Source organism: Methylobacterium sp. C1 (genome assembly GCF_001854385.1).
GTDB classification, from domain to species: Bacteria; Pseudomonadota; Alphaproteobacteria; order Rhizobiales; family Beijerinckiaceae; genus Methylobacterium; species Methylobacterium radiotolerans.
In genome coordinates this window covers 655,739-681,613 of sequence record NZ_CP017640.1, presented here as the reverse complement: position 1 = coordinate 681,613, position 25,875 = coordinate 655,739, and the positions used below count along the sequence as shown (strand labels likewise).

Here is a 25,875-nt window from a genome sequence, read left to right as displayed (position 1 = left end):
CGCTCCCGCCATCGGCATCGCCAGGATAGCACTCTGAGCGATTCGGAACGGGACGGCGCGGTCGCCCATCGCCCAGGGAAAACCTAACCTTCTCTGGGACTTCCGATTGCGCACCGGGGCCGCCCCAGGCATGGTGGAGCCTCACCGGAAGGACGACCCCCGTGACCCTCGCTCGCTGCTTAAAACGGATAGCCCGCACCGCCTGAGCCCTGCTCGGCGCCCGTCTGCGCGTGCCCTCCGTTTCCAGCGAGCCTCCCCATGACATCCGACGACTTCCAGCGCCTTGCCCGGCGTGCTGCCCGGCAGGCTGCCTACAAGGAAAGTGAAGAGCATTTCCGGCGCGACATCGTCTACGCGTCGAACGGATTCCCCACGCTGGGGCAACTGTTCGCCGGAGCGATGCCGGCGGGCGGGACAGTGACGGAGGATGCCCGACGCTGGACGTCAGACCTCCTGAACTCGGCCATCGGCAAGCAGCTGTCAGATGCGCTCAAGGACGCCCTGGAGCTGCTCGGGAGCGAGCCGTGCCCCCGTTATGCCGAGGAAGTCGAGGCCCTCGCGCTGCAGGAAGGAAAGTTCAATCCGAACATCGCGCTGGAGGACCTGTGCGGCGAGATCGCCGACCGTGCAACGCTCTACGGCGCCATGCTGGCTAACCCTCAAGCGGCCGCCCGGGCCGTCGCGCTGCTGAGCGACACACTGCACAGCTACGCACACGTGGCGCAAAGCGATCCCGTCGCCGTGCGCGAGATCGCCGTCACGATGCTTCAGTGCGTGGCGCTCTGCCAGCGCGACCTCGTCCCGCCGATCGACCTTGAGCTAATCCCGTCCTGGCAGCTGACGCGATCGACCGCCCGCCGCGTCCTGGAGATGATCGCCAGCGTGGCCGCCCCGCCGGAGGAGCTGCTCCGTGCGGCCGATCCCCCTGACGATAAGTATGCGGATGCTCGTGTCATCCCGGACGACAGCCCTGTCCCGGGGTTCGTGGACGCGCGGCATCCCACGCGTGTCGTGCTGCCCACAGCTCTCGAATCGAAGAAGCCGGCCGGCGCCGCGCGGGCACTTGTCGGCCAGGCCCTTCCGCTGCATCGCATGCCAGACATCACCGTACTGGGCGAGCACCTCGTGGCGCGGCGGCCATGGCTCGCGACGCAGATCGCCCGCATTCTCGGTACGCTCGCTGGGCGGGACACCGTAGCCGTCCCGAACCTGCTCCTCGTCGGAGCGCCCGGAACGGGAAAGACCGAGCTTGCGCGGGACATCGCCGAAGGCCTGGGCGTGCCAACGGTCGTCTACGGATGCGCCGGGATCGCGGACTCCTCGATCTCGGGAACGTCGAAGCAGTGGTCTACGGCTCGGCTCAGCCTGTTCACGCAGCTCCTCGTCGATAACCAGTCCGGCGATGGCATCGTCATCCTCGACGAACTGGACAAGAGTGGAGCGACGGGTGGACACAATGGATCCCTCAGGGAGGCGATCGTCGCCGTGGGCGAACTATCGGCCCGCCGCCGCTTCTTCGATCTTGGGGTCGATGGGGTCGTCGACATCAGCGGTGTGTCGCTCGTTGCCACTGCCAACGACGTTGCAAGCCTTCGGGGCCCCCTGCTCGACCGTTTCGCGGTCGTCGAGATCCCCGGCCCCCGGCGGCAGGACCTCCCGATCGTCGCCAGAGGCATTATCGAAAAGATGAGGTCCGAGATGGGGGACGGCAGGTGGCTCGGCGACCTAGACGCAGCTGAGCTCGACAGCCTCTCGTCCTGGCGCGGCGGCTCGATCCGTCCCCTCCGCCGCGCCGTCGAGCATCTCGTCGCGCTTCGTTCAGACCGTCGCTTCGCGCACTGAGGAGGCCGCCATGGACATGCGTGCCCGCCGGGCCGCGCGCGAGCTGCGCAGCTACCTCGAACTCCTATACGGCAGCCAACCCGCGCTGCGCATCGTGCAGCACCCCACACCGGAGGGCCAGACCTTCATTCGTCTGTCCTGCACGGGACTGGAGCCGCCCATGCCGGGGGACACCGGGGACGACGGCCAGACGTACTCGGATGTGCCGCCTCATGCCTTCACGCGGCGGCACATGGACGTCGTTACGCAGATCGCTGAACGATACGTGGCCATCCGTTCAGACAGGTACCTCCCGGGGGGCGGCCTGGTCCCTGAGGACCATGGCGACATGTGCGACCGCATGTGGGCGGAGTACGGAGAGCTATTTCCATCCGGCACAGTAGAAGTTGGCGTACCATGGCAAGAGCTTGCCTGCGCCGGCGCATCTACCATGCGGTTTCACGGTGTCCTGAACGGCATCGTGACAACGCAGCTCAAGAGTAAGTTCGCCAGCCTACGCTGGTACATGAGCGGCAAGAACAACGTCGATACCGAAATGCTGGAGTTGATCCGTTCAGCTCTGGAGACGCTGTCCGTCGTCGTCTGCGAGCATTGCGGTGCGCCGGGCATTCACCGCCCGGGGGGATGGCACATCATCCTCTGCGACTCCTGCCACGAGGTACGCGAACAGGAGCGCAAGGCGGCCAAGGCCAAGAACAAGAAGGGTGGCTGATGTCTACTGGAACCTCACCCGCCGCTGTTGGTCGGTCCGCGACGGCGGCCGAGTCGTCGACCACGTCGCGGAAATTGCGCTCGTCGGCGTGAGGTTCCGGGCGAGCGAGGCCAGCCGCCTTCGCTGCCTCGGGACCGCGGTCCGAGACGTCCACGCCTGGGCCCGCGGGATCCCGCTCGCAGGCGTGCCGCGGCCGGCCGGGGCCATCCCTTTCACGTATCGTCTCGGCCAACCGGGATTCCGCATCCCGGACGACAGCATCCTCACCGCCGCGGCCGCCGCCTGGTTCGATCAGGACGGCCGGGCGTGGTGCCTCGCCCCCCGTTCGGAAGAACCTGTCATGCGTGCCGTCGCCCTCGCCATTGCCCTGGCCGCCCTCGCCGTCCCGGCGGCCGCCGACACGACATGGCTCCTGCCGCCGCCCGGGCTGTACTGCCCGAGCGCCGGAGAGAACGTCTTCGCGATCGTCGTTGGTGATGATCGGGGGCTGGGGATCGACGGGCTCGACTGCAAGGCTGTCCGGTTGCGACACGGGCGGGTGACGGCGGCCACGTGCTTCGCGAACGGCGGCTCGGAAGTGAGCCTGGACACCGACCTGCTCATCCTACCGAGCGGCGCGATGCTCCACGACTCGGTCCTCTTCCGGCGGCGTCAGGGGCCGCCCCCCTGCCCGACGAGGTGACCGCTAGTCCCTCTCACGAACCGATCCGATGATGGCGCCGAGGAGATCGTCATGCGCCCCCTGTCCCTTCGTGACCTCGTCCGGCGGCGGGCGGATGCCAGCCGCGACATCGACTTGCTGAGCTCGGGGTGGATTCCGGACGCGCGAACGCTCGCCGAGGCACCGTGCCTGTCCGACTACGTAGAGACCACGTACCCGGGCACGGACCTGCCGTGCCTCCACGGCTATGTCAGCGGGCATCCCCTGCTGCCCCCGGGTCCGGTCACGACCAGCCCGATCCTCGCCAGGGGGCCGGGATGGATCCGAACGGAGTCGCGGTGGTACGTCATCGGGGATCCACTCCGGATCCCCCCAGAGCCCGCGGCTCCGGACGCCCAGCCCAAGCCTGCCCCGGAGCATCATGACCTGCCCAACGGCGGGGTCACCACGCCCGACGGGTTCGTGGGCTTCTAGCCCTTGGCGGCCTCGCGGAGGCTGGCGGCATCGAGGGCAAAGGAAGCGAAGTACGCTTCGGTATCATTTTGCCGCATCGGTCGGCGGGGGCGGCGCGGGGCCGCCCCGGCGCAGATTTTCTAATGGGTCAGACGCCCGGGATGAGGGGCTGGCGGGTCGCCTGCGCGCCCCGGCAGAAGTGCTCGGCAAGCCCGGCTATTCCCGCAGACGTGAGGTGCGGATGGAACGCCGTGACGATACGGCCGTCCTCGCGCCGGACTTCCTTGGGGCACTGCCGGATCCATCCAGCCTTGGCGCCCGCCATCGTGGAGCGGAGCCGTTCACGCTTCCCGACGCCGATGCCACCGAGCTTCGAGAGGGTCTGGCGGACCCGGCGGACGTTCACGCCGCGGCGAATGAGCTCGGCCAGCGCCGAGGTGTCGTCCATGCCCTCGTCGACGATGACCCCGACGGCACGCTCGGCGAAGCGCCGGACGGCGTGGTCAGTGGCCCGGGCGCGGATCCCCCGGGGATTGCCGCGCTGGGGCTGGCTGACGAATGTGGGGGAGGCTGGGACGGACGTAGGGGCTGGCGGCACGGGGATCGCTCCTGTGCCCCGAGCGTCCCCCGACCGCGGTATTCGGATAGCCCGGGTTCCCCATGTCGTGGGGCTGTCGGTCCCGGCCGGGCAGCCTCAGCGGAGGTAGGTGCCCTTCTTCATCATGTGCGCCAGGTTGTCGTTGAGCTGCTGGCTCATGATCTCGGGCACGCGCGAGGCGGCATCGGAGCAGGCCTCGTCCCACGGCTTCTGCAAGATGGGCTTATACAGGGCCTTGTCGACAGCAAGGAACAGCACCCTGGGGTGGTCGACGTCCTTGAGCTTCCGGCCGATCCGGCGCAGGTCCCCGCCCCGGGTCTGGATGACCTGGTCCAGCGCCGAGTGCCCCCGATGGAGGACGTCCTGCTCGGTCACGGGCACCCGGGGCGGCCGGGCGATGTAGCCCTCATGGGCCTGCCCGTGGATCTTGATGGCCCCGTAGTAGACGCCCCACCGCCCCTGCGTGCCCGAGCGCTTCGGCGAACGGTCGGCCGAGACCTCGCGCGCCAACCGGGACAGGAATGCCCGGGGCACCCCGCCATCCTTCGTGGGGCGGACGCCCTGCGTCTTCGTGATGTTGTCCCACCACGGGATGAGGATCCGGTTCCGCGCGAGCCCGACGTCGCCGGGAAGGCGGATGTTCGGCTCCATGCCGAAGAGATACTTCAAATAGACCGACTGCTTGGCCTTCACGAAGAAGTGGGCGTAGACGTCCTCCGGGCTGCGCTCGCCCCTTTCCAGAGCGTTCAGCTCCGCCTTGCTCAGTCGCTTGTAGGCGACCGCGGATTCGGTCCACGGCGACCTGCGCTTCATGGTCGAGTGGAAGCGGTAGCGGATGTTGAGGACGGCCTGCCGGGCAACCTCGTCCACTGCCCAGCCCGCGGCACGCCTGTACTTGGCCATGCCCCGGTTCGGGTCGGTCATGCCGACCGTTCGGACGAACTCATCCCTCCAGCGGTCGATCGCCTCGCCGAGGTCGAGCGCGAGGTCGACGCCATCGAAGCCGTCGAGGTTGAAGCCGGAGGAGGATTGCTTGCGGCGTGCCATGCCGGGGAGGCTGCCACGGGGCCCGTGTCCCGGTCAGCGCCACGCAGGGGCCCGAAATAGATGAAGGCCTCCCCGGCGATCCGGAGATGCCTTCGAGATGTGCTGCATCTCGCCCGAACCCCAGGCGTCCCGACAATACCGCGTCGCCTAGGCTGCCACAAGCGCCAGGGAGCGGCGAGGCGTAGTCCAGCCCCCGGAGGCATCCGCGTAAGCCTCGGCCTCGCGAGAAAGGTCCAGCTGGGGCAGCGGGGCGGCCCTGGAAGGGGGCGCGAGGCGGCACTGACCCCGAGCGCCATCTCGCCGGGCAGACCGTCTGGCGGGCCCGACGATGGGCCTGGAGAGGTCCTGGAGAGCCGCCTGGGCAAGCACCGCATCGGCGGGGTCGACGCAGCCGGGATCCCCGACGAGGTCCCATGCCGCATCCCTGTGCCACTCCCACGTCCCGCTGGCCGTGGTCACGGTGGCGAACCAGTCCGACCAGCGCTGGACCACGACCTCTCCGGGAGCCGGCAGGGGCGCCAGTGAGGCGGGGCGGGCCTCACGCGAGGCAGAGCCCACAATATAGCGTGACGCGAACCCGACAGGCTCGACAGCCTCATCGATCCCGGTGGCGTTAGCCAGGACCTCGGACTGCGTCTCGGCCACGATGGAGGACCGCTCCAGAGCCTCGGCATCCCGGGCGGCCCTCAAGGTCTCGGCATCGATCGCGCCGTCGAGCCCGTAATCGGCGGAGGCGAGGCGCATGGCGAAGAGGACCGCCTCCTTGCCCAGGTCGTGGCAGGCGCAGATCTCGGCGAGGCTCATGCCGGCCGCTCGCTGCCCCATCGCGTACATGCCGATCGCGAGCCGTTGATCGGCCGAATCCGAGGCGCTCTCGATCCCGAGGCGACGTCGGCGTGCCGCTTGCCGCTCAGCCGGCGTCATGGCCTTGCCGCCGCCGGGGAACAGGGCGCGCAGACCGAAACGCTCCGCCTGCTCCACCTGGATGTCAAGAAGGTCGACGATCGTCGCGGCCTTGTGGTTGTACAGGATGGACTGCTCGACACCCTCGAACTCGTCGGTCTCGCCAGCCTCGTGGCGGCGCTGGCGCCGGTCGAGCGTCCCGAGGGCGCTGAGCGCCTCCTTCTCGGTCAGGCCCGCGAGAGGCGCGAGCTCGGCGGCCCAATCCTCACGCCGTCCGCCCCGGACGTGCGCGGTGGCGTTCGCGGTCAGGAACAGCCACAGCTCGCGCCTGCCCTGGGGCGGGCCGCCCATGCCGTCCCGCCACGCGTACAGGTCGCGCAGGATCCCGACCCACCGACCGGCCGGACCGGCATGGCGACGGGGACGCGCAGGAGCCGGATTGTCGTTGGCGGCCGCGGCGGTTTGGGCCTCGGCACGGGCCCTTCGGCGCTCCTCGATCTCGCGCCGGGACACGGGCAGGATGGCGTCGGCCAGGGCGTGGAACGAGTAGCGCGTCGCGTCCGCAAATGCGGCGGGCGCGATGAGCCGGGCCATAGTCCTGCTCTTCACGTTCATGCTCCCGACGAGCCGCACGACGCGGGCGCTGTCGCGGCAGACGCGGTCGAGACCGGCGTCGCGGAACAGGCGCCACATGGGCAGGCGCTTGGCCTCGATCGCATCGAGCTCGGGGTCGGCGTGCCTGCGCCGAACCTTGGGCATGCCGTTCGTGGCGAGGTCCGGCCCATGCAGGGCATCGTAGACTGCGCGCACACGCGCCCACGCGGCAGCCTTCACGCCGTCGCATGCCCACGTCCCCTGCAGGCCGCATCCCGAGGCGACCCAGATCGAGGGCAGCGGGATCCCGGCGGCGACCATCGCCTCGATCAGGAGGTCGCGCACGGCCTCGGGCGCCCATCCATAGAAGGGTTGGCTCTCGTTCTTCTGGTAGTCCCAGTCGAGAACGAGCGAGCCGACCGCCTTGAGGCACTCACCCGTGCGCCGGCGACCCCAGAAGCGGTTGAGGCTGCTGTACCGGTCCTCGGCGCCATGCTGCCTCAGGACGGCATCGGCCGGGTCGAGCGTCTCGCCCTCGAAGCGCTCGCCGTCGTCGTCGGCAACCTTCGTCCCGACCCAGGCGCGCCCGATCGACCCCTTGGGGTGCAGCCATGCGACATGGGCTGCCCGCAGGTGGGCTCGGGTGGCCTGGCAGGGTGTGGTGGAGGTCTGCGCGTCGGGCGTCATCATCTGGGGTCGGATCGAGTTGACGATGGGGCAGCACACCCATCGACGAAGCTACGGTACGCGCGTCGCTGGCCAACTCCAAACCGGGCATCCTGCGGCCGACTACCGAGCCTGCCCGCTCCTAAGAGGCGCACCGTGGCGGGGGGCCGCCCATCCCACGCATGGGCCATCGCGCGCGCGAATCGGACGCCTCGCATGACGGGCGCGCCGTGGCTTGGATCGGGACACGCCTCGCCCGGCACGGTCGCCCCCGTTGTCAGGGGAGACAGGGTCGAGGGCATGCGCGCGTGGAGTAGACGGCCGCCGTCGGCGGAGGGTGCCCCTGCCTCCGCGAGGGTAGCCTGCCCCCGGGGCACCCCCTCCCCCCGGGGGGGGCAGTCGGGTCACAACGTTTCCTGCCGATATGTAAGGAAGATGTCCCGTCAGGTTGTTGCCGAGTTCAAAAACGAACTGGTCTTCACCGCTCACTATTCCTCGGAATAGGATGGTTTCGGACCACTTGGCCGACGGCTACACCGTCAAGTGGGTCAGATCGACGTACGGGCGGAAAATGCTTGCGCGTAGTGATCGTCCGCGGTGACGATCTTGGAATGTCGTCGGCTCGCCCTGGTACACAATCGCTGCGTCGGCCAAATTCGGAGCGTCGATGACTGAGTTCGTCAGCGATCGGATGCGTATGCTTGCAAGGATCCGCCTCTGGTCTCCGAAATTAACGTCCATTTAAGCCCTAGCCTTGGCCTACCAAGAGCTACCACGGCCGATGCCGGTCTGGCAGCTTCGGACGTCGCTCGGTCCCCAGTGGGCTGCGTCGCCACCAAGATCCACCGGCGCCGCCGCCAGCGGGTCGCTGCTGTGCTCGGTCGCGGATCACGATCCCGGTCTGGTCCAGCCTGGCGTGCTCCACGAGATGACCCGAGGCTTCGTTGGCAGAGGCTCGGGGCGAGGAGGCACGGGGTTCGGCTTGCGGGGGCTCAGTGGCGCGATACCCATCAGCGTCTCCACCTTCTCCAAGGTGAACGACACCTCCGTAAAGCCAAGGCGCTCGACGGCCTTTTGTGCCTCAAGGAGGAGCTTCGGGGCATCCGGGTCGCCGGCTAGGTGCGCCTCCCGAGCCAGGAAGACGCGAGCATGGGCGCTCGGCATGGGCATGTGTGCTTTTCGGAAACCTTCCGCGGCCTCCAGGTAGAGCTGACGGCCCTTGGCCAGGTCCCCGGACCGGAAAGCCACCATTCCGTTGTTCGCCCCGGTCAGGTGCCTGAAGGCAGGGGACGCTTTTTTGGCGTCGATCTGGCGCAGGAGCTTGCTGGCCTCGGCCAGACGGTTCTGGGACGCCATGACGAAGGCACGGACGTTCAGCAGGATTGGCGAATCCGAGTTGCGTTGAAGGCCTCGGGCCGACAGCTCCTCCGCCTTCGGGAAATCCTCCGTGAAAGCGGCCGTGCTCGCGCCGAACTCGTAGGGCCGGAGCGAGAAGGGATCGACACGGGACCAAGCCTCGCAGGCGCACGGGACGTCGTCGAAGCGGGCCCTTCGATAGAGATGGAAGGCCTGGGCCTCGTGAGCCTCCGACACCGTGTCCAGTCGCTCGTGCGGGACGAGATCGACGCCGAGGTGCCGGGTCGCCCACTCACCCTGCGCCAGCGAGCTGCCGGTCGGGTCGACCATGCTCGTGCGGAACATGCGCCTGGATCGCTTCACTCCACCGCCGAGGAGGTCGGCCGTACCGATCGCGCCCGCGAGCTCGGTGATCTGGTGGGGGAACATTCCCCCGTCATCGACGAAGCGGACGCCTTGCTTGAAGAAGGTCGGATCCCGGTCGGCAAGCTCGGCCAAGGCGATCTCCGCGGCGAGCAGCCACGGGTCCCCCCGGGTCGCGGCACTCCTTCGCACGATGTCGTGCGCGCGCTCTGGGTCCCCCATGTGCAGGAACAGCCGCGACGCCGAACGCAGCACGTGCCGGTTGTCGGGTGAGAGCTGAAGGGCGACACGCATCGATCGCTCCGCCCGCTTGTCCCGCCCGGCAACCGTCTGGTGAAGTGCCAGCTCGACCCATGCCAGCGCGTCGTGCGGGTGCAGCCTCGTCAGGTCCCGCCACGCGGTGGCGTCGGTCGGCCGCGCATGCACCAGCTTGTCGGGCACCTCCTCGCCGTTGCGGCGGAGGAGTTCCGCCGCCTGGGCCCTGACGAGCGGCGCGGCGGTGCTGGCGGGGGCAATCAGCCGGCGCGCTGCGTTGAGGGCCTCTCCCTCCCGGCATTCGACGATCGCTATCTCGACGAGCTCGGATGCGGAGACGATGCTGGGAAACATTCGCCAACGTTCGAGACGTTGCACCATTTCGGGCGAGAGGTGGGGCGCCGGCTTCGGGGTCCCCCTTAGCCCGAGCTCGCGCGCGCGCAAGGTGAGCGCAAGGCTCCTCCACCGTGGGACGAGACGACGTTGCGTCGCGAGGGATTCCGGCGTCATGCGGCCCTCCCGGTACGCATGAGGATGCTGAGCCGCTTCGCAGCCAAGTCCATCCTCGAAACGTACCGTTCGAGCGAGAACTGGGTGGACTGGCCGAGGTGGTCGGGATGCCCCCGGCGCTGGAGGTCCGGGTCGCAGAACTCGCGCACCAGGCCGAGCACGTCGGCGCGGACGCGCTCGTCGATGAGCGGGCTCACATCCGCCAGGACTGCGGAAAAGGCGTTCCGCACGTATGGCAGGACCTGCTCGTAGGTCCCGCCCCAGGCGCGGGGATGATGCTGCGGATCCAGCTTCGAAAGGAGGAGGGGCGTGATGTTGACCCCGGAGAACAGGAAGGCGGCGAGGTTTCCCAGCATGTAGAGATCGCAACCGATCCGGCGGTTGGTGAACTCGGGGTGCACGAAGCCGAACAGCTGCTCGGGCGGGGCATACCCGCGGTCGCCGGCGATCTTGAAGTCGTCGTGGGCGGCCGGCTGGCCCTTCCGCGAGGACCGCCCGAAATCGGCGACCTTGAAGGAGGGGCCCGGATAGGCGAGCACGTTCGACGGCTTGCCGTCCTGATGGGCGATCATCTCCTTGTGGACCTGCCAGAGGCCGAGCGTGATGTCCTTGAGCGCATGCATGCACCACAGGGCGTCGCACGCGGTGCTGGTGTCCATCTGCACCCGGACGTCGCCCTCGGCCATCTCGAAGATGAGGTAGAAGACGCGTCCCTCCATGGGGCCCATGCCGGGCACCTGGACGTCGCCGTGGTCGAGGGCGATCACGACCTTCGAAAGCCTGCGCCCGCGGCAATGATCGAGGATGGCGCGCTCGTGGTTGTAGCAGGCGATGAGCTTCTGGATCTCGTTCGCCATGTCGACGTCCGGCTGAAGGGCCGGCGAGAAGTCGAACGCCTTCAGGAATCCGACGGCGGCGCCCTTCTCCGCGATGTAGCTCTGCGAGAACATCCCGCCGGTCGCGGCGGGACCGCGCTGGAGGTGCCTCGTCACCTTCCACCCGTTCTTCAGTTCGAGGCCGAGGAGCTTGTCGGCTGCCGACATGTCAGTGTCCCTTCGAGTGGCGGGTTGAAGGCCCGGGGCCCGTCATCCTGGTGACGAGATCCCGGCCGGCGGGTGTCAGCGTGAGCGCTCTCTTGCGCGGATCGGTCAGGGAGACGCCCTGGTCGATCAGCGGCTCCTTGGGGCCGGCGCCGGATGCAGACTGGTAGCGCCCAAGCAGCACGGCGACGAAGCGGCTGGCCGATTGCTGCGGAACGCCCATCCGCTCCGCCAGGTCGTTCACCGACAGGTTCGGCTCCGCCGCGATCGTCAGTAGCGCCAGGAGCTGCGGCAGCGACAGCTCGTCACCCGCGGCGGCGATGGCATCGCGCAGGTCCCTCAGTCGCTGCGTATCGTCGGCTTCAAACGGCGTGCCCACACCAACCTCTTGTTCTTACCCATTTTTGGGTGCATATCACCAAAACGAGTACGAACACAAGCGCGATGTCCATGATCCCGTGGCGTCGGGCGTCACGCAGAGGCGGTCACCCTATGAAGATCTTTGTCAGCTCACTCATCTCCGGCCTGGAGCCGATCCGCGACGCGGCCCGCTCCGCGATCGGCGATCTCGGCCACGGGGTCATTATGGCAGAGGATTTCGGCGCACGTCCGGCATCGCCGCAGGTCGCCTGCCTCGAAGGAATCCGCCACGCCGGCCTCGTCGTGCTGATCCTCGGCAAGTCCTACGGGGCGAAGCAGGAGTCCGGCCTCTCGGCCACGCATGAGGAATACAGGGAGGCGCGCCAGACCAGACCCGTGATCGCCTTTGTCCAAGAAGGCGTCGATCGGGACGATGACGAGGCCGCCTTCGTGGCAGAGGTTCAGGGTTGGAGCGGCGGTTTGTTCCGCGGCGGGTTCAGCGGGCCCGACGACCTGCGGGGCAAAATCGTCCGGGCCGTGCACCAGTACGAGATGTCCAAAGCCGCCGGGCCGGTCGACGAAGGAGCAATGCTCGATCGCGCGATTGGCATGTTGCCTAAGGATAGCCGAAGCCACTCGACCGGCCAGAAACGCCTGTCCATCTCGGTCGTCATGGGCCCGGAGCAGTCGATCCTGCGGCCGAGCCAGATCGAGGATCGCGACCTGGCGGAGCAGCTGCTGCAGTGGAGCCTCTTCGGCAGGACCCAGATCCTCGACCGAGGCAAGGGCATCGGGGATGTCGTCGAGGGCGGTGCGCTCGTGATCCGTCAGGAGCGCGATGCCGCCGTGACGATGATGCCGCAGGGGCACATGCTGTTGACGCTGCCGCTCCCGCGCTCGGACGATATGATGGGGGCGGTCATCGAGGAGGATGTCACCGACCTGGTGACGCGGATCCTCCGTTACGCGGTGGCGGTCCTGGACCGGATCGATCCGACCCAGCGTCTCACGCACGTCGTCCTGGCGGCCTCGATCGCCGACGCCCAGTACATGATCTGGCGCACCCGCAGCGAGGCGAACGCGAACAGAGGCTCCGTCAGCCACGGTTTCGGCCACAAGGAGCCGGGTCCGGTGACCCTGTCGCCGGCCCTGCGTACCCGGGCCGCCATCAAGCATGACGAGCGCGACCTAGTTGAGGATCTCGTGACGTTGCTCCGCCGGGAATACCGGACGAACACCAACTGACGTCGGCGTGTGGGGCCGCAGGGTCCCTTCCCTGGGCCCGCAGTGACATCCGGTGCGCGCTATGAGCGGAGCCGCCGGAGGCTACGGGGCCGTCGATCGGATCCCGGATCGCGGGATCCCATCCGATTGCCGTGCGAGGGTTCGGTAGACGGTGGGCCGCGAGACGGAGAACAGCTCGGCGAGGTCGGCGATCGCGTATTCTCCCGTGTCGTTCATCCGGCGCAGCTCTCGCTGCTGCTTCTCGGTGAGCTTGGGCTTCTTGCCCCTGAGTTTTCCCCGGGATCTGGCGATCGCCATCCCCTCGCGGGTGGGCAGGCGGATCAGGTCGCTCTCGAACTCGGCGAAGGTGGCCAGGATGTTGAAGAACATCTTCCCCAACGGATCGGCCGGATCGTAGACGCTCGCCCCCAAGGCCAGCTTGATCCCTCGCCCGGCGAGCGCGTCGGCGATGGCACGGGCGTCCGGAACCGAGCGGGCCAGCCGGTCGAGCTTGGGGACCACGAGGGTGTCGCCTGTCCGGGTGGCGGCCAGCGCCTGCGCCAGGCCCGGGCGATCCCTGTTCGTGCCGGTCAGCCCGTGGTCGGTGTAGACCCGTTCCGGTGCGACCCCGAGCCCTTCGAGGGCGGCGCGCTGGGCCGCCAGATCCTGCCGGTCGGTCGAGCATCGGGCATAGCCGATCAGAATCGTCATGGCGAGAAGTGTACGATTGGCCCCCCGCCACTGAAAGGATCAGCGTACGGGTCTTGTGAGACGGTCACCCGCTCGGGAGGCCCGTATCACCGGCGGCGGATCCCAGGCGTCTGTTGGACGATCCCGTTACGGACAGGCGTTCTGACCGGTAGTGGCCGTAAGCGGAATGGCTGCTTCAGAGGAGGTTTTCTGGGAAAGCAGACGGCCTCCTGAAACCCCGTCGCAGTCGTTCACGACCGACGCGGTAGCCCTTGAAAGCGGAGGTGACAGGGCTCTTGAGGCCACATGCTCGTGGTCGTTTGCGGAATTCCTGGCACAGGCAAGACGACCCCGGGGATGGCCCTCACGGTCTGGCGTCTCGCCGCCTCTGGAGGACAAGAGAGCGGCGCTCTTCAATCGCTGTGGCAGGTTTGAATGGTTAGGGTTCTCTGGGCGGGTGTCCGTTGGCCGATGCAGGCATAGGTCATCCATGGCCGGCGGGCGCGAGGCCAGCTACGTCGGCGTTCCGCCCGGACGCTAGGTGCCGATCATGTTCGACATGACGAAAGTGGTCGCTAACGCCCTGGGCGAACACCTCGCGCTCACGTACCAGCGCACCTTCGGCAGCCGAGAGCCGCGGTACGCCGAGATCATCGAGGCCTCCGCGCGGCTCATGATCGAGCGCATCGTCGGCAGCGACGCCCTCTACCACGACGGCGACCACACGACCCTCGTCACCCTCGTCGCCCAGGACATCCTGCGCGGCCGCTTCCTCCAGCGGGGCGTCACGCCCGAGGACTGGCTGCACATGATCGTGGCCGCCCTCTACCATGACATCGGATACGTGCGCGGCGTCTGCTCGGGCGACCGGGCGGACGCCTTCGTCATCGACGCCCAGGGCACGACCGTGAGCCTGCCGCGCGGCGCCTCGGACGCGGCGCTGGCGCCCCACCACATCGAGCGCTCGAAGCTGGTGGTGAAGGAACGCTTCGGCACGCACGACCTCGTCGATGCGGGACGGGTGATACGCGCCATCGAGCTGACCCGCTTCCCGGTCCCGCAGGACGACGAGCACCGAGAGACCGGCACGGAGGCAGGCCTGATGCGGGCCGCCGACCTGATCGGGCAGTTGGGCGACCCGCTCTACCCGCGCAAGCTGAACGCGCTCTTCCACGAGTTCGCCGAGGTCGGGCTCGACCGCCAACTGGGTTACGACAGCCCGGCCGACCTGGCTGAGCGCTACCCGGTCTTTTTCTGGGCGAAGGTCGAGCCGGTAATCGGCGATGCGACCCGCTTCCTGGACCTGACGGTCGAGGGGCGTGGATGGATGGCCAACCTCTACGCCCACGTGTTCGCGATGGAGCACGACCGCCGTCGAATGGGTCCGCATCCCGGCTGAAAGCAAGGAGGCCTGCCGTAGACTGCAATGCGCGCTTGTCTGGCAGCGGTCAGACCACACTCCGTCGCGGCGCGAACGTGTAACAAATACCGGGTAACGCTATGCGGCGCCCACTACCCCGACGGTCCATCTCCCTCAGGTTTCGTGCCGTGGACTAGCACGTCGAGCCGGTACTCGTCCGTCCTGTTCTGCCCGAAGACGCGCAGGAAGGCCCGTGTCTCTTCGATGAAGCGATCCGCCGCCTCGTCGCCAGTCAGCGGATAGTGGGTCTCCCCGGTCCAGTGAACCAGCACCACGTCCCCGCCCGGCCGGAGGCAGCCATGGACGCGCTTGGCCAAGCGCGCCACGTCGCCTGCGTCGAGGTAGTACACGACCTCCGAAAGCAGGATCAGGTCGAACGCGCCCTCCGGCCATTGGCCGGGCACCTGCGTGAGCTCGAATCGTACGTGCGACAGGTCCCTGCACCGTTCGCGGGCCCGCGCCAGAGCGCGTTCGGCCAGGTCAAGGCTGACGAGGGCATCGCAGCGTCGGGCGAGGGCCTCGGTCAGCACGCCGATGGAGCAGCCGACCTCCAGGGCAGAGGAGTAACGGTCCCGCGGCAGGGCATCGAGGGTCGCCGCGTACTTGGCTCGCTCGTAGTCGCTGGTCTCGAACTGCCAAGGATCCGGATCTGCGGCGTAGCGTTCGTCGAAGTAGCTCGACGGCAGGGAATGGGCGTGCCGGCTCATCGCGTTGACCTCAATTCGAACAGGTCGCCGGCGATGCCCCCGGCCCCGAGGATCTCGGCCGCCGCGGTGGCGAGCGCCCGGTCCGGTGCGGGCTGGCGCAGGTAGGTGGCGAGGTCGCGGGACAGCCGCTCCAGGGGATGCTCGCGCATGAAGCCCTGAAGGCCGACCGACCGCTGGGCGAGCTGCAGCACGTCGAGGCCGGCCTTCTCCACCGCCAGTCTCGCGAGGTTGACGAAGGCGACGATGCGGTCAGGCGCGAATTCGTCCTCGGCGACAAGACAGGCGGCACGCTCGACCCATCCCCGTGCGCCCTCCAGTGCGATGGCGCCTTCGCCGAGGCGGGCGAGCTGGTGCGGGTCGCCGCCGCGGCCGGTCGCGGCGAGATGCCCACGCCACGCGTCGAACACCGCCTCGATGCCGCCGAGCTGCACCGCCGCGAACCGCCACGCGCCGCCCGAGAAGACCGGCTGGCGATGGTAGTCGTCCCAACCGCCCAGGATCTCCTCCTCGGTGACGACTATATCCTCGAAGTCCACGGTGCCGGTCGCGGAGGCGCGCATGCCGTGCGCGCGCCAGCCAGTGAGGTCGGCGCGGCTGCCGGGCTCCAGCGGCACGACCAGCATCAAAGGCGAGGCGCCCGGCTCGTGCTTGACCGTCACCAGGGCGCGGGTGACGAAGCCGGCGCCCGACGCGAAGGTCTTCACGCCGCGGAGCCGGCGATCGTCCCCGAGCTTCAGGCAGTCGCCGGGCGGGTCGGTGTTCCAGACCCCGAACAGATGTCCGTCCCGCACATCCGCGAACAGGCGCGCGCGCTGCGTGGGCGTACCATACCGGGCGACGAGCTGGAGCGCGTTGACGTGCCCCTCGTAGATTCGGCCGAGCGCGAGGCTGCCGTACCCCACGAGCCGCAGCACCGTCGCGAACTCGGCCATGTCCGGTTCCTCGCCTAGGCCGAGGCCACCTTCATCGGAGGGAATGGGCGCGGTGAGCAGGCCGAGGCGAGCGAGGTCGGCGACGTCCTCAGCCGGGAAGCCGTCGTCGCGGTCCTGCCCGTCCGCGCGTGCCGCGGCCGCCGTCGCCACCTGCCTAGCGGCCGCGACCGCGTCGTAGGCCAGGTTAATCGGGATCCTCAGGTCCATCCGCCTTCCTCCCGTCAGGCCGCCGCGGCGGCGATCTCCTCGACCGTGCGTCCGGTCACGACCGAACGCGGTCGCTCCACCAGAATGTCCGGGTCGTCAGGTCCGCGGGCGGCCGCGTCGCGCGACTTGACCAGCAGCCAGGAAACATGCCGCTCGCGGGGCCGAGGTTTCATCCGCGTGAGACGCCAGCGGCCGGTCAACTTCTCGCCGTGCAGCGCGAAGGCGAGGGATCCGGACGCGAGTGCCGTCTCGGGATCGCCGTCCGGTGCCCAGGTGCCTTGGTCCCACAGCAGCACGACGCCGGCACCATAGTTGCCCGGCGCGATCACCCCCTCGTAATCGGCGTAGTCCAGGCCATGGTCCTCGACCTGGACGGCCAGGCGGCGCTCGCCCGCGACGAGGCTCGGGCCGCGCGTGACCGCCCAGCTCTTCAGGACGCCGCCGAGCTCCAGCCGGAAGTCGTAGTGCAGCCGGCGGGCGGCGTGCTTCTGCACGCGGTAGATCAAGGCACCGCCCTCAGGCATCGCCGGTCCGCTCGAAGGACGTCACGCCCAGGTCGCCCGCGGCGGTCCTTGCCCCCGTTGATCGGACCGAATGGCCGAGGCGTCGAGCGCCGCGCAGCAGGCAGGAGACCGCGTTCGCGAGGCGCGTGTGCCTCGCGAGTTCCCGCGGGCGAAGCGGGCGATAACCGAGCCGAGGGCTCGCGGCCTCGACCGCGGCGAGGATGGCGCCGAGCGTGGGCAAGCCGGCGATGATCCGCGCATCTTCGGCGCGGATGCCGAGCCACGGCGCCCAGAACGGGGTGCGGGCCAGCCGCCCGGTCGCTTGGAGCCGCCGGAGCCGTCGACGCCAGGCATACCGGAACACGGCCCGGGGCAGCGGCTCCAGGCGCGGGTCGCAGGGGCTCTCCGGCACCTCGCAGCGGAGCTTCATCGTGTCCGCCGCGCCGCCGGGCGCCCGGCCGTCGAGGCGGCCCGAGGTGACGACGAGGATGTCCGGGTCGTGACGCACCCGCGCGTCGCTCGACAGGAGCGAAGACACGAAGGCCTTGTCCTCGCCGACCGCCAGCGGCGGCATGCCCCCGACCTGTCGGTAGGTTTCGAGCCGGACCGCGAGCGTCGCCCCGGAGGTGGTCCAGTGCCGCGGCCAGGGATCGTGCGGCAGCGGGTCGATGAGGGCCTCGATCTCGATCAGCCGCGTCTCGTAGCCGCCTTCGAGGCGACCTCGCGCGTGCAGGGCGGCGGGCAGGCGCGCCGCGTCGGCCTCGTCGAGGGCGATCCGGCCGGCCACCGCATCGACCCCAGCCGCGACCGCGGCGAGGTTGCGGGCGACCCAGTCAGTCGGCACCCGGCTGTCCGCGTCCGTGGTGAGGATCAGGCCGTCGAAGGGCTCGCCCTCGTCCAACCAGTCGGCCGCTGCCTCCATCGCCTCACGCCGGGCCCATCCGGCGTTCGCTTCCGCATACTCGCGCTCGATCATACGGACGGGAATGCGCAGCGAAGGCAGCAGGCCTGCGACCACGTGTGCCGTCTCGTCGGTGCAGTTGTTGAGGAACAGCACCACGCCCAGCGCGCTTGCCCCGATGCCTCGCTGGGCGGCCAGCGCCTCCAGGCACGCGGCGATCCGCTCGGCCTCGTTCCGGACCGGGATGGCGACCACGCACCTGAGCGCGGGCGTCGGGTCCTGGCTCCCGAAAGCGTTCCCAGTCTCCATGTCACGACGGTCTCCGGCGGCCGCGTCAGGCTTGCTGGCGACCCGCAAAGCTAACCTGGGACAGGCGACTCCTTTCCTGGGGTTCAGTGCGACCAATACGACCGCGGTCCAGGGCAGCAGATGCAACCAGTCACGAGCCTTCTCGCCCTCAACTTCGCCCTGGCCGGTGCGCGCGAAGGCTTCGGGCCCTTCCTGGGCGTTTACCTGCAGCAGCGCGGCTTCGACCCGGCCGCGACCGGCTTCGCCATGGGCCTTGCCGGGCTCGCCGGCCTATTGGCGACGACGCCGGTCGGCGCGCTGATCGACCGTACGACGTACAAGCGTGCCGCCCTGGCCATGGCGGTGCTGGGCATCGCCGCGGGGGCGGTCGCCCTGGTCGCGACGGACAGCCTCTGGCTCATCGGTCTGTCGCAGTTGGTCATCGGTGTCGCCGACACCAGCATCGCGCCCTTGGTCGCGGCCGTGACGCTTGGCATCGTCGGGCAACAAGCCTACGGTCATCAGGTCTCCCGCAACGAGGCGTTCAACCACGCCGGCAACGCCGCCAACGCCGCCCTCTCCGGCGTGCTCGGCTACGCGCTCGGGCTCGGCTACGTGTCCATCGCCATCGTGGTCATGGCGGTCGCCTCGTGCGGCGTCCTGCTCGGCATCGACAAGGGCTGCATCGACCACGGCACGGCGCGCGGCGGCGAACAGGACGAGCGCTCGACGCTGCGCGTCCTGTTCGGGACTAAGCCGCTCCTGCTCCTGGCGGCCGCCGTGTTCGCCTACCAGACCGCGAACGGCGCCATGCTGCCGTTCCTCGCGCAGGCGCGCACAGCCTCGGGCGCCGACCCGAGCCTGACCACCGGCGTGATGACCGTCGTGTCCCAGGCCACGATGGTCGGCGCGGCGCTGCTGGCCGCGCGGGCTGCGCAGGGGCGTGGGCACGCCGGCGTGCTCTCCCTCGCCCTCGGGCTGGTCGTGGTCCGCGGCCTGCTAGCCGCGTTCGCGACATCCTGGTGGCTGGTCATCCCAGTCCAGGTCCTCGAAGGCCTGGCGATGGGGCTGGGCGGCGTCGCCATCCCGGCGCTCGTGGCCGAGATCATGGACGGCACCGGCCACGCCAATGCCGGGCTCGGCGGCGTCATGACCGCCTACGGCGCGGGCGCGACGGTAAGCCCGTTGCTGGCCGGCGTCGTCGCCCAATACCTCGGCTTCGCGGCATCGTTCGTCGTCCTGGCCGCCGTCGCCGCCGCCGGCTTGGCGGTGTGGATGGTCGGTCGCCGCGCGCTGGGCATGCACGGTCCGGCAGGTCAGACTGGCCGGGCGTCCGCCGAGCCGGCGTGACGGCTGGGATCTGGCGGCATGGATGCGCGGACCGGAGCGACGAGGTCGTGGGCGCGCGTTATGACGGGCTCCTTCCCGGCCTTCGTGCTGCTGCAGGGCTCGCTCTACGCTGCCTACGGCACCGAGTCCCCGTTCCTGCCGAGCTTCCTCGGCGAGCGCGGCCTGACCTCCGGTGAGATCGGCGTCGCGCTCGCGGCGGGTACGCTGATGCGCCTCGCCGCGGGCCCAGTGGCCGGGTACCTCGCCGACCGCTACGACGCCATGCGGGCCGTGCTCGGCGTCGCGGCCGCCGCCTCAGGGCTGATCGCCTTCGCCTACCTCGTCGGGTACGGCTTCTGGCCGCTGTTGGGAGTGAGCGTGCTGCACGCCAGCGCCATCGCCGCCCTGGCGCCGCTCGCCGACGCGCTCGCGCTCGGCGCCGCGGAGCGGGAGGGCACCTTCTCGTACGGCTGGGTCCGGGGCGCGGGCTCGGCGGCCTTCGTGCTCGGGACCCTGGTCTCGGGCCTGCTCGTCGCCCGGGCCGGCTTGGCGAGCATCATCGTGTCAAGCGGCCTCCTGTTCCTCGTCATGGCCGTCGCGACGGCTCGCGTCCCACCCGCCCCGGCGCGGGTCGGGCTGCCGAGCCTCGGCCTCGGCGGCCTCGGCGAGCTCTTGGCCCTCAAGCCGTTCCGGCGGATGCTCGTGGTGGCGGCGCTCGTGATCGGCAGCCACGCCCTGAACGACGGCTTCGCGGTGATCCGCTGGCGCGAGGCCGGGATCGGCCCGAGCGCGATCAGCCTGCTCTGGTCCGAGGCGGTCACGTCCGAGGTCCTCGTCTTCGTGCTTGCCGGCCCCTGGCTGCTGGCGCGCCTTGGGACGGCCCGGGTCGCGATGCTGGCCGCCGGCCTCGGCGTGGTGCGCTGGGCGGCCATGGCCTCGACGGCCGCGGTGCCGGTGCTCGCGGCCATCCAGCCGCTGCACGGGTTCACCTTCGCGCTTCTGCACCTCGCCGCCATGCAACTTATCGCCAGGGTCGTGCCGGAGCGCCTCTCGGCCAGCGCGCAGACGCTCTACGGCACGTTGGGCCTGGGCGTAGCCTCGGCGGTCCTAACCGCGGCGGGCGGCCTCCTCTACGGCGCGTTCGGCGCCGGAGCGTTCTGGGGCATGGCCGCGCTGTGCGCGCTGGCGCTGCCGCTCGCGGCGGGATTGGATGGCGCGATCCCTGGGCACCCGGAGGCCTGACGAACGCGATCCGGGCGCTAGCTGTCCGGGTGCGCATCCCTGCGCGGCCGGAGACCCGTGCCATGTTCATGAAGATCGACAAGCTCCTGACGGAGTTGCCGGAGCCCAAGAAGCCCGAGCCGAACGCCGCCGCCGCCCTGCAGGAGCTGCTCGGCGGCAAGTACGGCGAGATGTCGACGCTCGGAAACTACATGTTCCAGAGCTTCAACTTTCGCAACAAGGAGAAGCTGCGCCCCTTCTACAGCCTGGTGTCGAGCATCTTCGCCGAGGAGATCGGTCACGTCGAGCTCGTCTCGACCGGCATCGCGATGCTGAACAACGGTCCGGGCAACCCCAAGAAGGACGTCGACATCTCCAAGGCGCCGTTCGCCGAGATGCAGGACATCCGGCTCGCCGGCAGCTTCCTATCGAACGGCGGCGGCGCCATGCCGATGAACTCGAACGCCGCGTCCTGGAACATGGACATGGTCACGACCACCGGGAACCTGATCATCGACCTATTGCACAACTTCCACCTGGAATGCGGCGCGCGCATCCACAAGCTGCGGGTCTACGAAACCATGACCGAACCGACCGGTCGCGAGGTCTGCGGCTACCTGCTGGTGCGCGGCTCGCTGCACGCCCACGCCTACGCCCTGGCGCTGAAGAAGCTCACCGGCGTGGCCATCGAGCAGATGCTGCCGACCCCCAACATCGACCTTTCGCGCATCCCCGAGTGTCAGAAGTACCTCGATGAGGGCAAGCACCGGCGCCTCTACACCTTCAGTGAGTCGGACTACAAGGAAGCGGCCGGCGTCTGGTCGAACGACGAGGTGGCGCTACCCGGCGACCCGCCCGGCAACCTCGAAGTCGTTGACGGCGCGCCCGAGGGCGGCAAGATCCCGGAGCTCGACGGCAACTACGGGGCGTTCGCGCCGGACTACGCGCCGGAGGAGATCTTCGAGATCGCCAGCAAGCTCTACAAGAAGGGCCGCTGAGGTCATCCCGCTCGGTGCCGGCGTGAACCTGGTCGGCACCCGGCCGAAGTTTTCCCCGTGACACAAACGCCGCGAGGGCACCTTAGGGCGCCATCCACGGTTGTGCCTCCGTTGAGGTTCCCGGAGGCACAGCCGTCCTGGACGCAGGTTCGCCGTGCCAACACGGCGTCCAGGGGGGTCGGGTGTCGCGTCGAGATGAAAACGGACCGGACCAAGTCGACCTGCGGCTTCTCAAGGCTGCGGTCGAGGCGGCCGGCGAGGCCATCCTCATCACCTCTGCCGACCTCGACGAGCCTGGCCCGAGCATCCTCTATGCCAATCCCGCCTTCACCCGCCTCAGCGGATACGCCACGCACGAGGTTACCGGACGCAGTCCGCGCTTCCTGCAGGGGTCGGGGACCGACCGCGCCACGCTCGACCGGACGCGCGCCGCGCTGTCGGCCGGAGAAGCCTTCCAGGGCGAAACGCTCAATTACCGCAAGGATGGATCAGCATACTGGGTCGAGTGGCTGATCACGCCGGTCAAGAACGCCGACGGCCACATCACCCACTGGGTCTCGGCCCAGCGCGACGTCACCGAGCGCCGCGCCTACGAGGACCGGCAGGCGCTGATGGTGCGTGAGCTCCACCATCGGGTGAAGAACACGCTGGCCACGGTCCAGGCCGTCCTGAACGCGACCGTGCGCTCGTCACTCACGATGCCGGAGTTCACCCGCGCCTTCACCGGTCGGATTGTCTCGCTCGCAAGGACGCACGCGCTGATCACCGAGGACCAGGGGCAGGTTGCATCGTTCGAAGGGCTGCTCCGGGCCGAGCTCGACCCCTACAACGAGAACGGCCGCATAATGCTGCGTGGACCGCGGGTGCGGCTCCCCTCCGAACTAGCCGTGCCGGTCAGCATGGCCTTGCACGAGCTAACCACGAACGCGCTTCGCCACGGGGCGCTGGCGCACCCGGACGGCCGGGTCTCGGTGACGTGGACCGTCGAGGAAGGCGAGACGCGGCCGTGTCTGTCCTGGACCTGGGACGAGCACGACGGTCCTCCTCCCACGCTGCCAACCCGCGAGGGATTCGGCTCGCGCCTCCTCAACAAGATCTTGGTCGCGCAGACGGCGGCTCAGGTCGATGTGGCTTTCGATGCCGATGGCTTGCGGGTCAACGTCCGCGTCCCGCTCGAACACGTCTAGCGGTCCTGCGCGAACTCGACTGTGATGGGCGTTCGACGAAAAACGATTTGTTCTCCATCGCTGCTAATCCATGCTAATTTTCGACCACGACGGGTTTTCGTCGGTGGAGCGACTCCGATGTTTACCGCGTCCGAGCACCCGCTGTCGCCACTGCTGAAAAAGCTCGGAAGCCTCACCCGCCTCTCCGACCGAGACGAGCAAGCCATCCTGCACCTGCCGGCGTCGCCGCGGGTGTTCGCGGCAGGCCAGGACCTTGTGGGCGAGGGTGACCGACCCACCCGATGCTGGCTGATCGTCGAGGGCTGGGTGCAGCGCTACAAGGTACTTGACGAAGGCAAGCGCCAGATCTCCGCGTTCCACGTGGCCGGCGACATGCCGGACCTTCAGGGCCTGCACCTCTCGGTCATGGACCACAACTTGGGCGCGCTCACCAGGGTCACGGCCCTCTCCGTGCCGCACGAGGCGCTGCGCGAGCTCCTGCTGCGCATCCCCGAACTCAACGCCCCGTTCTGGCGCGACACCCTGGTGGACGCCGCCATCTTCCGCGAGTGGGTGGCCAACGTCGGGCGCCGACCGGCCTATCAGCGGCTCGCGCACCTGTTCTGCGAGCTGTACTTGAAACAGGTCGCGGTCGGCTTGGCCCGGGACGGCCGCTGCCCGATGCCGGTCACGCAAGTCGACCTCGCCGATGCGACCGGCCTGACCAGCGTCCACGTGAACCGCACGTTGCGCGAGCTTAGGCGCGATGGGTTGATCGAGCTCAGGGGCAAGCGGCTGGAGATCCCGGACTGGCCGCGGCTCGTGGCGGCGGCCAGCTTCAATCCCGCCTACCTGCATCTCGCCAGCCGCCCGACGGCCTGAATCACGGACGCAATCCAAGTTGTTGTGTCGTCTGGTGAGGCGGGGCAGCATTGGGCATCGCTCACCGGATGACCGGGCGTGGGCGGCTGAGAGACGCGCCGTGCTCCCGCCTGGATGAGCGCGGAGCGTTCGGTGCCTCGATACTATTTCGATACCTGCGACGGCGATGACGCGATTTCGGACGACGAAGGCATCGACTTGCCGGACGCGGAGTCCGCACGCCGCGCCGCGATAGGCGTCCTCCCCGACATGGCGCGCGACAAGCTCCCGGACGGTGACCGGCGCATCTTCGCGGTCAGCGTGCGCGACGCGGACGGATCGGTCGTCTACTCCGCCACGCTCGCCCTGACCGGCGAATGGCAGGTCCAGAGCGCGGGTTCGTAGGCCGGATCGGCCGGAACGCCGGATGGGCGCAACCATCCACCGCACGGATGCGAGCTTGGCGGACGCTCACGCCTCGACGACGCGGAGCGCTCGTCCGTTCGCCTGCTCACGAAGCCTGGCCGGCGCGCATCGCGTCCGGTTCCGCCCGTTCGCCTTGGCCTCGTACAGCGCCGCGTCGGCCCGGCCGTAGAGGTCGTGCACTTGGTGGATGCCCGAGGCCAAGCCGATGCTGACCGTCACGGTACCCGGCTCGATGCCGGCCGAGCCGACCGCCAGCCCGGACACCTGGGCGTGCACCTCATCGGCGACCCGCAGGGCGCCGGCCTCGTCGGTGCCGGGTAGGATCAGCGCGAACTCCTCGCCGCCGACCCGGCAGGCGAGATCACCGGGTCGGTGCACGCTCGCGGACAGGCAGGCGGCGAGACCCTTGAGCACCTCGTCGCCGACCGCGTGGCCGTAGCGGTCGTTGAAACGCTTGAAGTGGTCGGCATCGACGACGAGCAGCGACAACGGATTGCCGGTGCGACGTGCGTCCGCGCCGGCATCTGCCAGGGCAGCCTCGAACCGGCGCCGGTTCGCCAACCCGGTCAGGGGATCGGTCCGAGAGAGCCGGGCCATCTCGGCATGCATCTCCGCGCGTCGCCGGAGCTCCCGCCCGAACAACAGCGACAGGGCGACAGTCAGGCCGCATAGGACCAGCACGACCGTGGCGATGACGAGCGCCTTCGCCCGCCATTCCGCCTCGATCTCGCGCGTCGACCGGGCGACGTTGAGGACGAGCGGCAGGTCGCCGACCTCGGTGAAGGCGTAGTGCCGCTCGATGCCGTCGCGGACCGACGTGCCGACGAACGTGCCGCCGCGCTCCCGCACGAACCGCTCGAAGTTCGGGGTGCCGGCGAGGTTCGTGCCGATGTCCGCGTCGGCGTAGGGATGGCGCACGATGCGCGTGCCGTCGCGCAGGTAGAGATTGATCGCGCCGTCGCGCCCGAGGCCGATTTGGTCGAAGAGGCGTGCGAAGTAGGACAGCTTCAGGCTGCCCAGAACCACCCCGCCGAACGAGCCGTCCGGCTTGTCGATGCGGCGGCTCAGCACGACAATGGGCGCGCCGAGCAGGCGCGAAACGACCGGCTTGCTGATGAGGAGCCCGAGATGGGCATGGGCTTTGTGAGCCTGGAAGTAGTCGCGGTCGGCGTTGTTGACCTTCCGGGCCGGCAGCGAGGAGGCGTCGAGGATGCTATCGCCGTTCTCGTCGAGAACCAGCATGACGCCGAGGTCCTTGGCGCTGGCGGCGCGGTCGAACAGGATCATCTGGCGCGCCCGCGGGCTCGCCGCCGCGGTCTCAGGGGCGCGCAGGTTATCGACCACCGCTTGCAGGGACAGGTCGATGATCTCGACGTTGCGGGCGATGTCGCGCTCGATCACCTGGAGCAGGTTCTGGGATGTCTGCTCGGCATTCCGCCAAGCGTCACGGCGCAGATCGAGCAGCATCAGGCCGGACACGACCAGCATGCCAGCGGGCGCAAGCACGCCGAGCACCCCCAACACAACCCAGGTGCGGCCAGACCGGAGGACATGCGACAGGCTGCGCAGCAGGATCATCAGCCCGCTCCCTCCATTAGTTCTATCCTTGAGGGACTTCTACCGCTTTCAAACCTTAGGAATG

General features: G+C 69.0%; 23 protein-coding genes. 11 read left to right on the top strand and 12 right to left on the bottom strand.

All coding sequences use genetic code 11. The features are described 5' to 3' along the window. Positions 1–258 precede the first annotated feature (258 nt). The 3 genes from BKE41_RS03100 (at position 259) to BKE41_RS03090 (ending at position 3,236) form a co-directional block, all read left to right on the top strand. Positions 259–1,842 (top strand): AAA family ATPase, encoded by a 1,584-nt coding sequence (locus BKE41_RS03100; RefSeq protein WP_059407724.1) that lies wholly within the window; start codon positions 259–261, stop codon positions 1,840–1,842. A 10-nt stretch (positions 1,843–1,852) separates the two neighbouring features. Beyond that, positions 1,853–2,554: a hypothetical protein gene (locus BKE41_RS03095; protein WP_059407727.1), complete on the top strand. Its 702-nt coding sequence runs from the start codon at positions 1,853–1,855 to the stop codon at positions 2,552–2,554. A gap of 184 nt (positions 2,555–2,738) precedes the next feature. Beyond that, a complete protein-coding gene (locus BKE41_RS03090; protein WP_245295895.1) occupies positions 2,739–3,236 on the top strand; it encodes a hypothetical protein in 498 nt (165 codons plus the stop codon). A gap of 580 nt (positions 3,237–3,816) precedes the next feature. On the opposite strand, the gene BKE41_RS03080 is transcribed toward BKE41_RS03090, so the two are convergent. From BKE41_RS03080 to BKE41_RS30730, 6 genes are all read right to left on the bottom strand, one after another. Next, on the bottom strand, positions 3,817–4,116 hold the full coding sequence (locus BKE41_RS03080; RefSeq protein ID WP_059407730.1) for a hypothetical protein: 300 nt from the start codon (positions 4,114–4,116) through the stop codon (positions 3,817–3,819). A gap of 246 nt (positions 4,117–4,362) precedes the next feature. Further along, positions 4,363–5,313: a hypothetical protein gene (locus tag BKE41_RS03075; protein ID WP_059407733.1), complete on the bottom strand. Its 951-nt coding sequence runs from the start codon at positions 5,311–5,313 to the stop codon at positions 4,363–4,365. A 147-nt stretch (positions 5,314–5,460) separates the two neighbouring features. After that, on the bottom strand, positions 5,461–7,500 hold the full coding sequence (locus BKE41_RS03070) for a hypothetical protein (RefSeq protein WP_059407734.1): 2,040 nt from the start codon (positions 7,498–7,500) through the stop codon (positions 5,461–5,463). A gap of 864 nt (positions 7,501–8,364) precedes the next feature. Further along, positions 8,365–9,804 (bottom strand): hypothetical protein, encoded by a 1,440-nt coding sequence (locus BKE41_RS30735; protein ID WP_059407735.1) that lies wholly within the window; start codon positions 9,802–9,804, stop codon positions 8,365–8,367. A gap of 152 nt (positions 9,805–9,956) precedes the next feature. Beyond that, entirely contained in the window at positions 9,957–11,003 is a 1,047-nt protein-coding gene (locus tag BKE41_RS03060; protein ID WP_059407737.1) for a hypothetical protein, read from the bottom strand. Between the two features lies 1 nt (position 11,004). Beyond that, a complete protein-coding gene (locus BKE41_RS30730; protein ID WP_059407742.1) occupies positions 11,005–11,379 on the bottom strand; it encodes a MarR family winged helix-turn-helix transcriptional regulator in 375 nt (124 codons plus the stop codon). A gap of 113 nt (positions 11,380–11,492) precedes the next feature. Between BKE41_RS30730 and BKE41_RS03050 the strand changes: the two genes are divergently transcribed. Continuing rightward, positions 11,493–12,605: a DUF4062 domain-containing protein gene (locus tag BKE41_RS03050; protein WP_059407745.1), complete on the top strand. Its 1,113-nt coding sequence runs from the start codon at positions 11,493–11,495 to the stop codon at positions 12,603–12,605. Positions 12,606–12,686: 81 nt separating this feature from the next. Here the strand turns inward: BKE41_RS03050 and BKE41_RS03045 are convergent, their stop codons facing one another. Then, on the bottom strand, positions 12,687–13,295 hold the full coding sequence (locus BKE41_RS03045) for a recombinase family protein (protein WP_059407746.1): 609 nt from the start codon (positions 13,293–13,295) through the stop codon (positions 12,687–12,689). Positions 13,296–13,824: 529 nt separating this feature from the next. On the opposite strand from BKE41_RS03045, the gene BKE41_RS03040 reads away from it, so the two are divergent. Then, entirely contained in the window at positions 13,825–14,673 is an 849-nt protein-coding gene (locus tag BKE41_RS03040) for a hypothetical protein (RefSeq protein ID WP_059407748.1), read from the top strand. Between the two features lie 113 nt (positions 14,674–14,786). Here the strand turns inward: BKE41_RS03040 and BKE41_RS03035 are convergent, their stop codons facing one another. The 4 genes from BKE41_RS03035 to BKE41_RS03020 are packed head-to-tail and all read right to left on the bottom strand — an operon-like array spanning position 14,787 to position 18,379. Next, on the bottom strand, positions 14,787–15,401 hold the full coding sequence (locus BKE41_RS03035; RefSeq protein WP_059407750.1) for an SAM-dependent methyltransferase: 615 nt from the start codon (positions 15,399–15,401) through the stop codon (positions 14,787–14,789). Next, positions 15,398–16,540 (bottom strand): acyl-CoA dehydrogenase family protein, encoded by a 1,143-nt coding sequence (locus BKE41_RS03030; RefSeq protein ID WP_059407752.1) that lies wholly within the window; start codon positions 16,538–16,540, stop codon positions 15,398–15,400. The genes BKE41_RS03035 and BKE41_RS03030 overlap by 4 nt, the downstream gene beginning before the upstream one ends. A gap of 14 nt (positions 16,541–16,554) precedes the next feature. After that, a complete protein-coding gene (locus BKE41_RS03025; protein ID WP_070998505.1) occupies positions 16,555–17,046 on the bottom strand; it encodes a DNA polymerase ligase N-terminal domain-containing protein in 492 nt (163 codons plus the stop codon). A 10-nt stretch (positions 17,047–17,056) separates the two neighbouring features. Then, entirely contained in the window at positions 17,057–18,379 is a 1,323-nt protein-coding gene (locus tag BKE41_RS03020) for a glycosyltransferase (RefSeq protein WP_245295894.1), read from the bottom strand. Here BKE41_RS03020 and BKE41_RS03015 point away from each other — a divergent pair. The 6 genes from BKE41_RS03015 (at position 18,374) to BKE41_RS02990 (ending at position 24,212) form a co-directional block, all read left to right on the top strand. Further along, positions 18,374–19,582: an MFS transporter gene (locus BKE41_RS03015; protein WP_059407757.1), complete on the top strand. Its 1,209-nt coding sequence runs from the start codon at positions 18,374–18,376 to the stop codon at positions 19,580–19,582. The genes BKE41_RS03020 and BKE41_RS03015 overlap by 6 nt on opposite strands. 60 nt (positions 19,583–19,642) lie before the next feature. Next, positions 19,643–20,803 (top strand): MFS transporter, encoded by a 1,161-nt coding sequence (locus BKE41_RS03010; protein ID WP_059407760.1) that lies wholly within the window; start codon positions 19,643–19,645, stop codon positions 20,801–20,803. A gap of 62 nt (positions 20,804–20,865) precedes the next feature. Then, the gene (locus BKE41_RS03005) at positions 20,866–21,780 is read left to right on the top strand and encodes a manganese catalase family protein (RefSeq protein ID WP_059407763.1); all 915 of its coding nucleotides are present in this window, start codon (positions 20,866–20,868) and stop codon (positions 21,778–21,780) included. A gap of 182 nt (positions 21,781–21,962) precedes the next feature. Further along, entirely contained in the window at positions 21,963–22,967 is a 1,005-nt protein-coding gene (locus BKE41_RS03000; protein ID WP_059407765.1) for an HWE histidine kinase domain-containing protein, read from the top strand. Between the two features lie 117 nt (positions 22,968–23,084). Next, positions 23,085–23,828, top strand: coding sequence for a Crp/Fnr family transcriptional regulator (locus tag BKE41_RS02995; RefSeq protein ID WP_059407767.1), 744 nt, complete (start codon positions 23,085–23,087; stop codon positions 23,826–23,828). Positions 23,829–23,942: 114 nt separating this feature from the next. After that, positions 23,943–24,212 carry a hypothetical protein gene (locus BKE41_RS02990; protein ID WP_202130604.1) on the top strand — a complete coding sequence of 90 codons (270 nt, stop codon included), beginning with the start codon at positions 23,943–23,945 and terminating at the stop codon, positions 24,210–24,212. A gap of 66 nt (positions 24,213–24,278) precedes the next feature. Here BKE41_RS02990 and BKE41_RS02985 read toward each other — a convergent pair whose 3' ends face one another. Then, the gene (locus tag BKE41_RS02985; RefSeq protein ID WP_059407769.1) at positions 24,279–25,811 is read right to left on the bottom strand and encodes a sensor domain-containing diguanylate cyclase; all 1,533 of its coding nucleotides are present in this window, start codon (positions 25,809–25,811) and stop codon (positions 24,279–24,281) included. Positions 25,812–25,875: the final 64 nt, after the last annotated feature.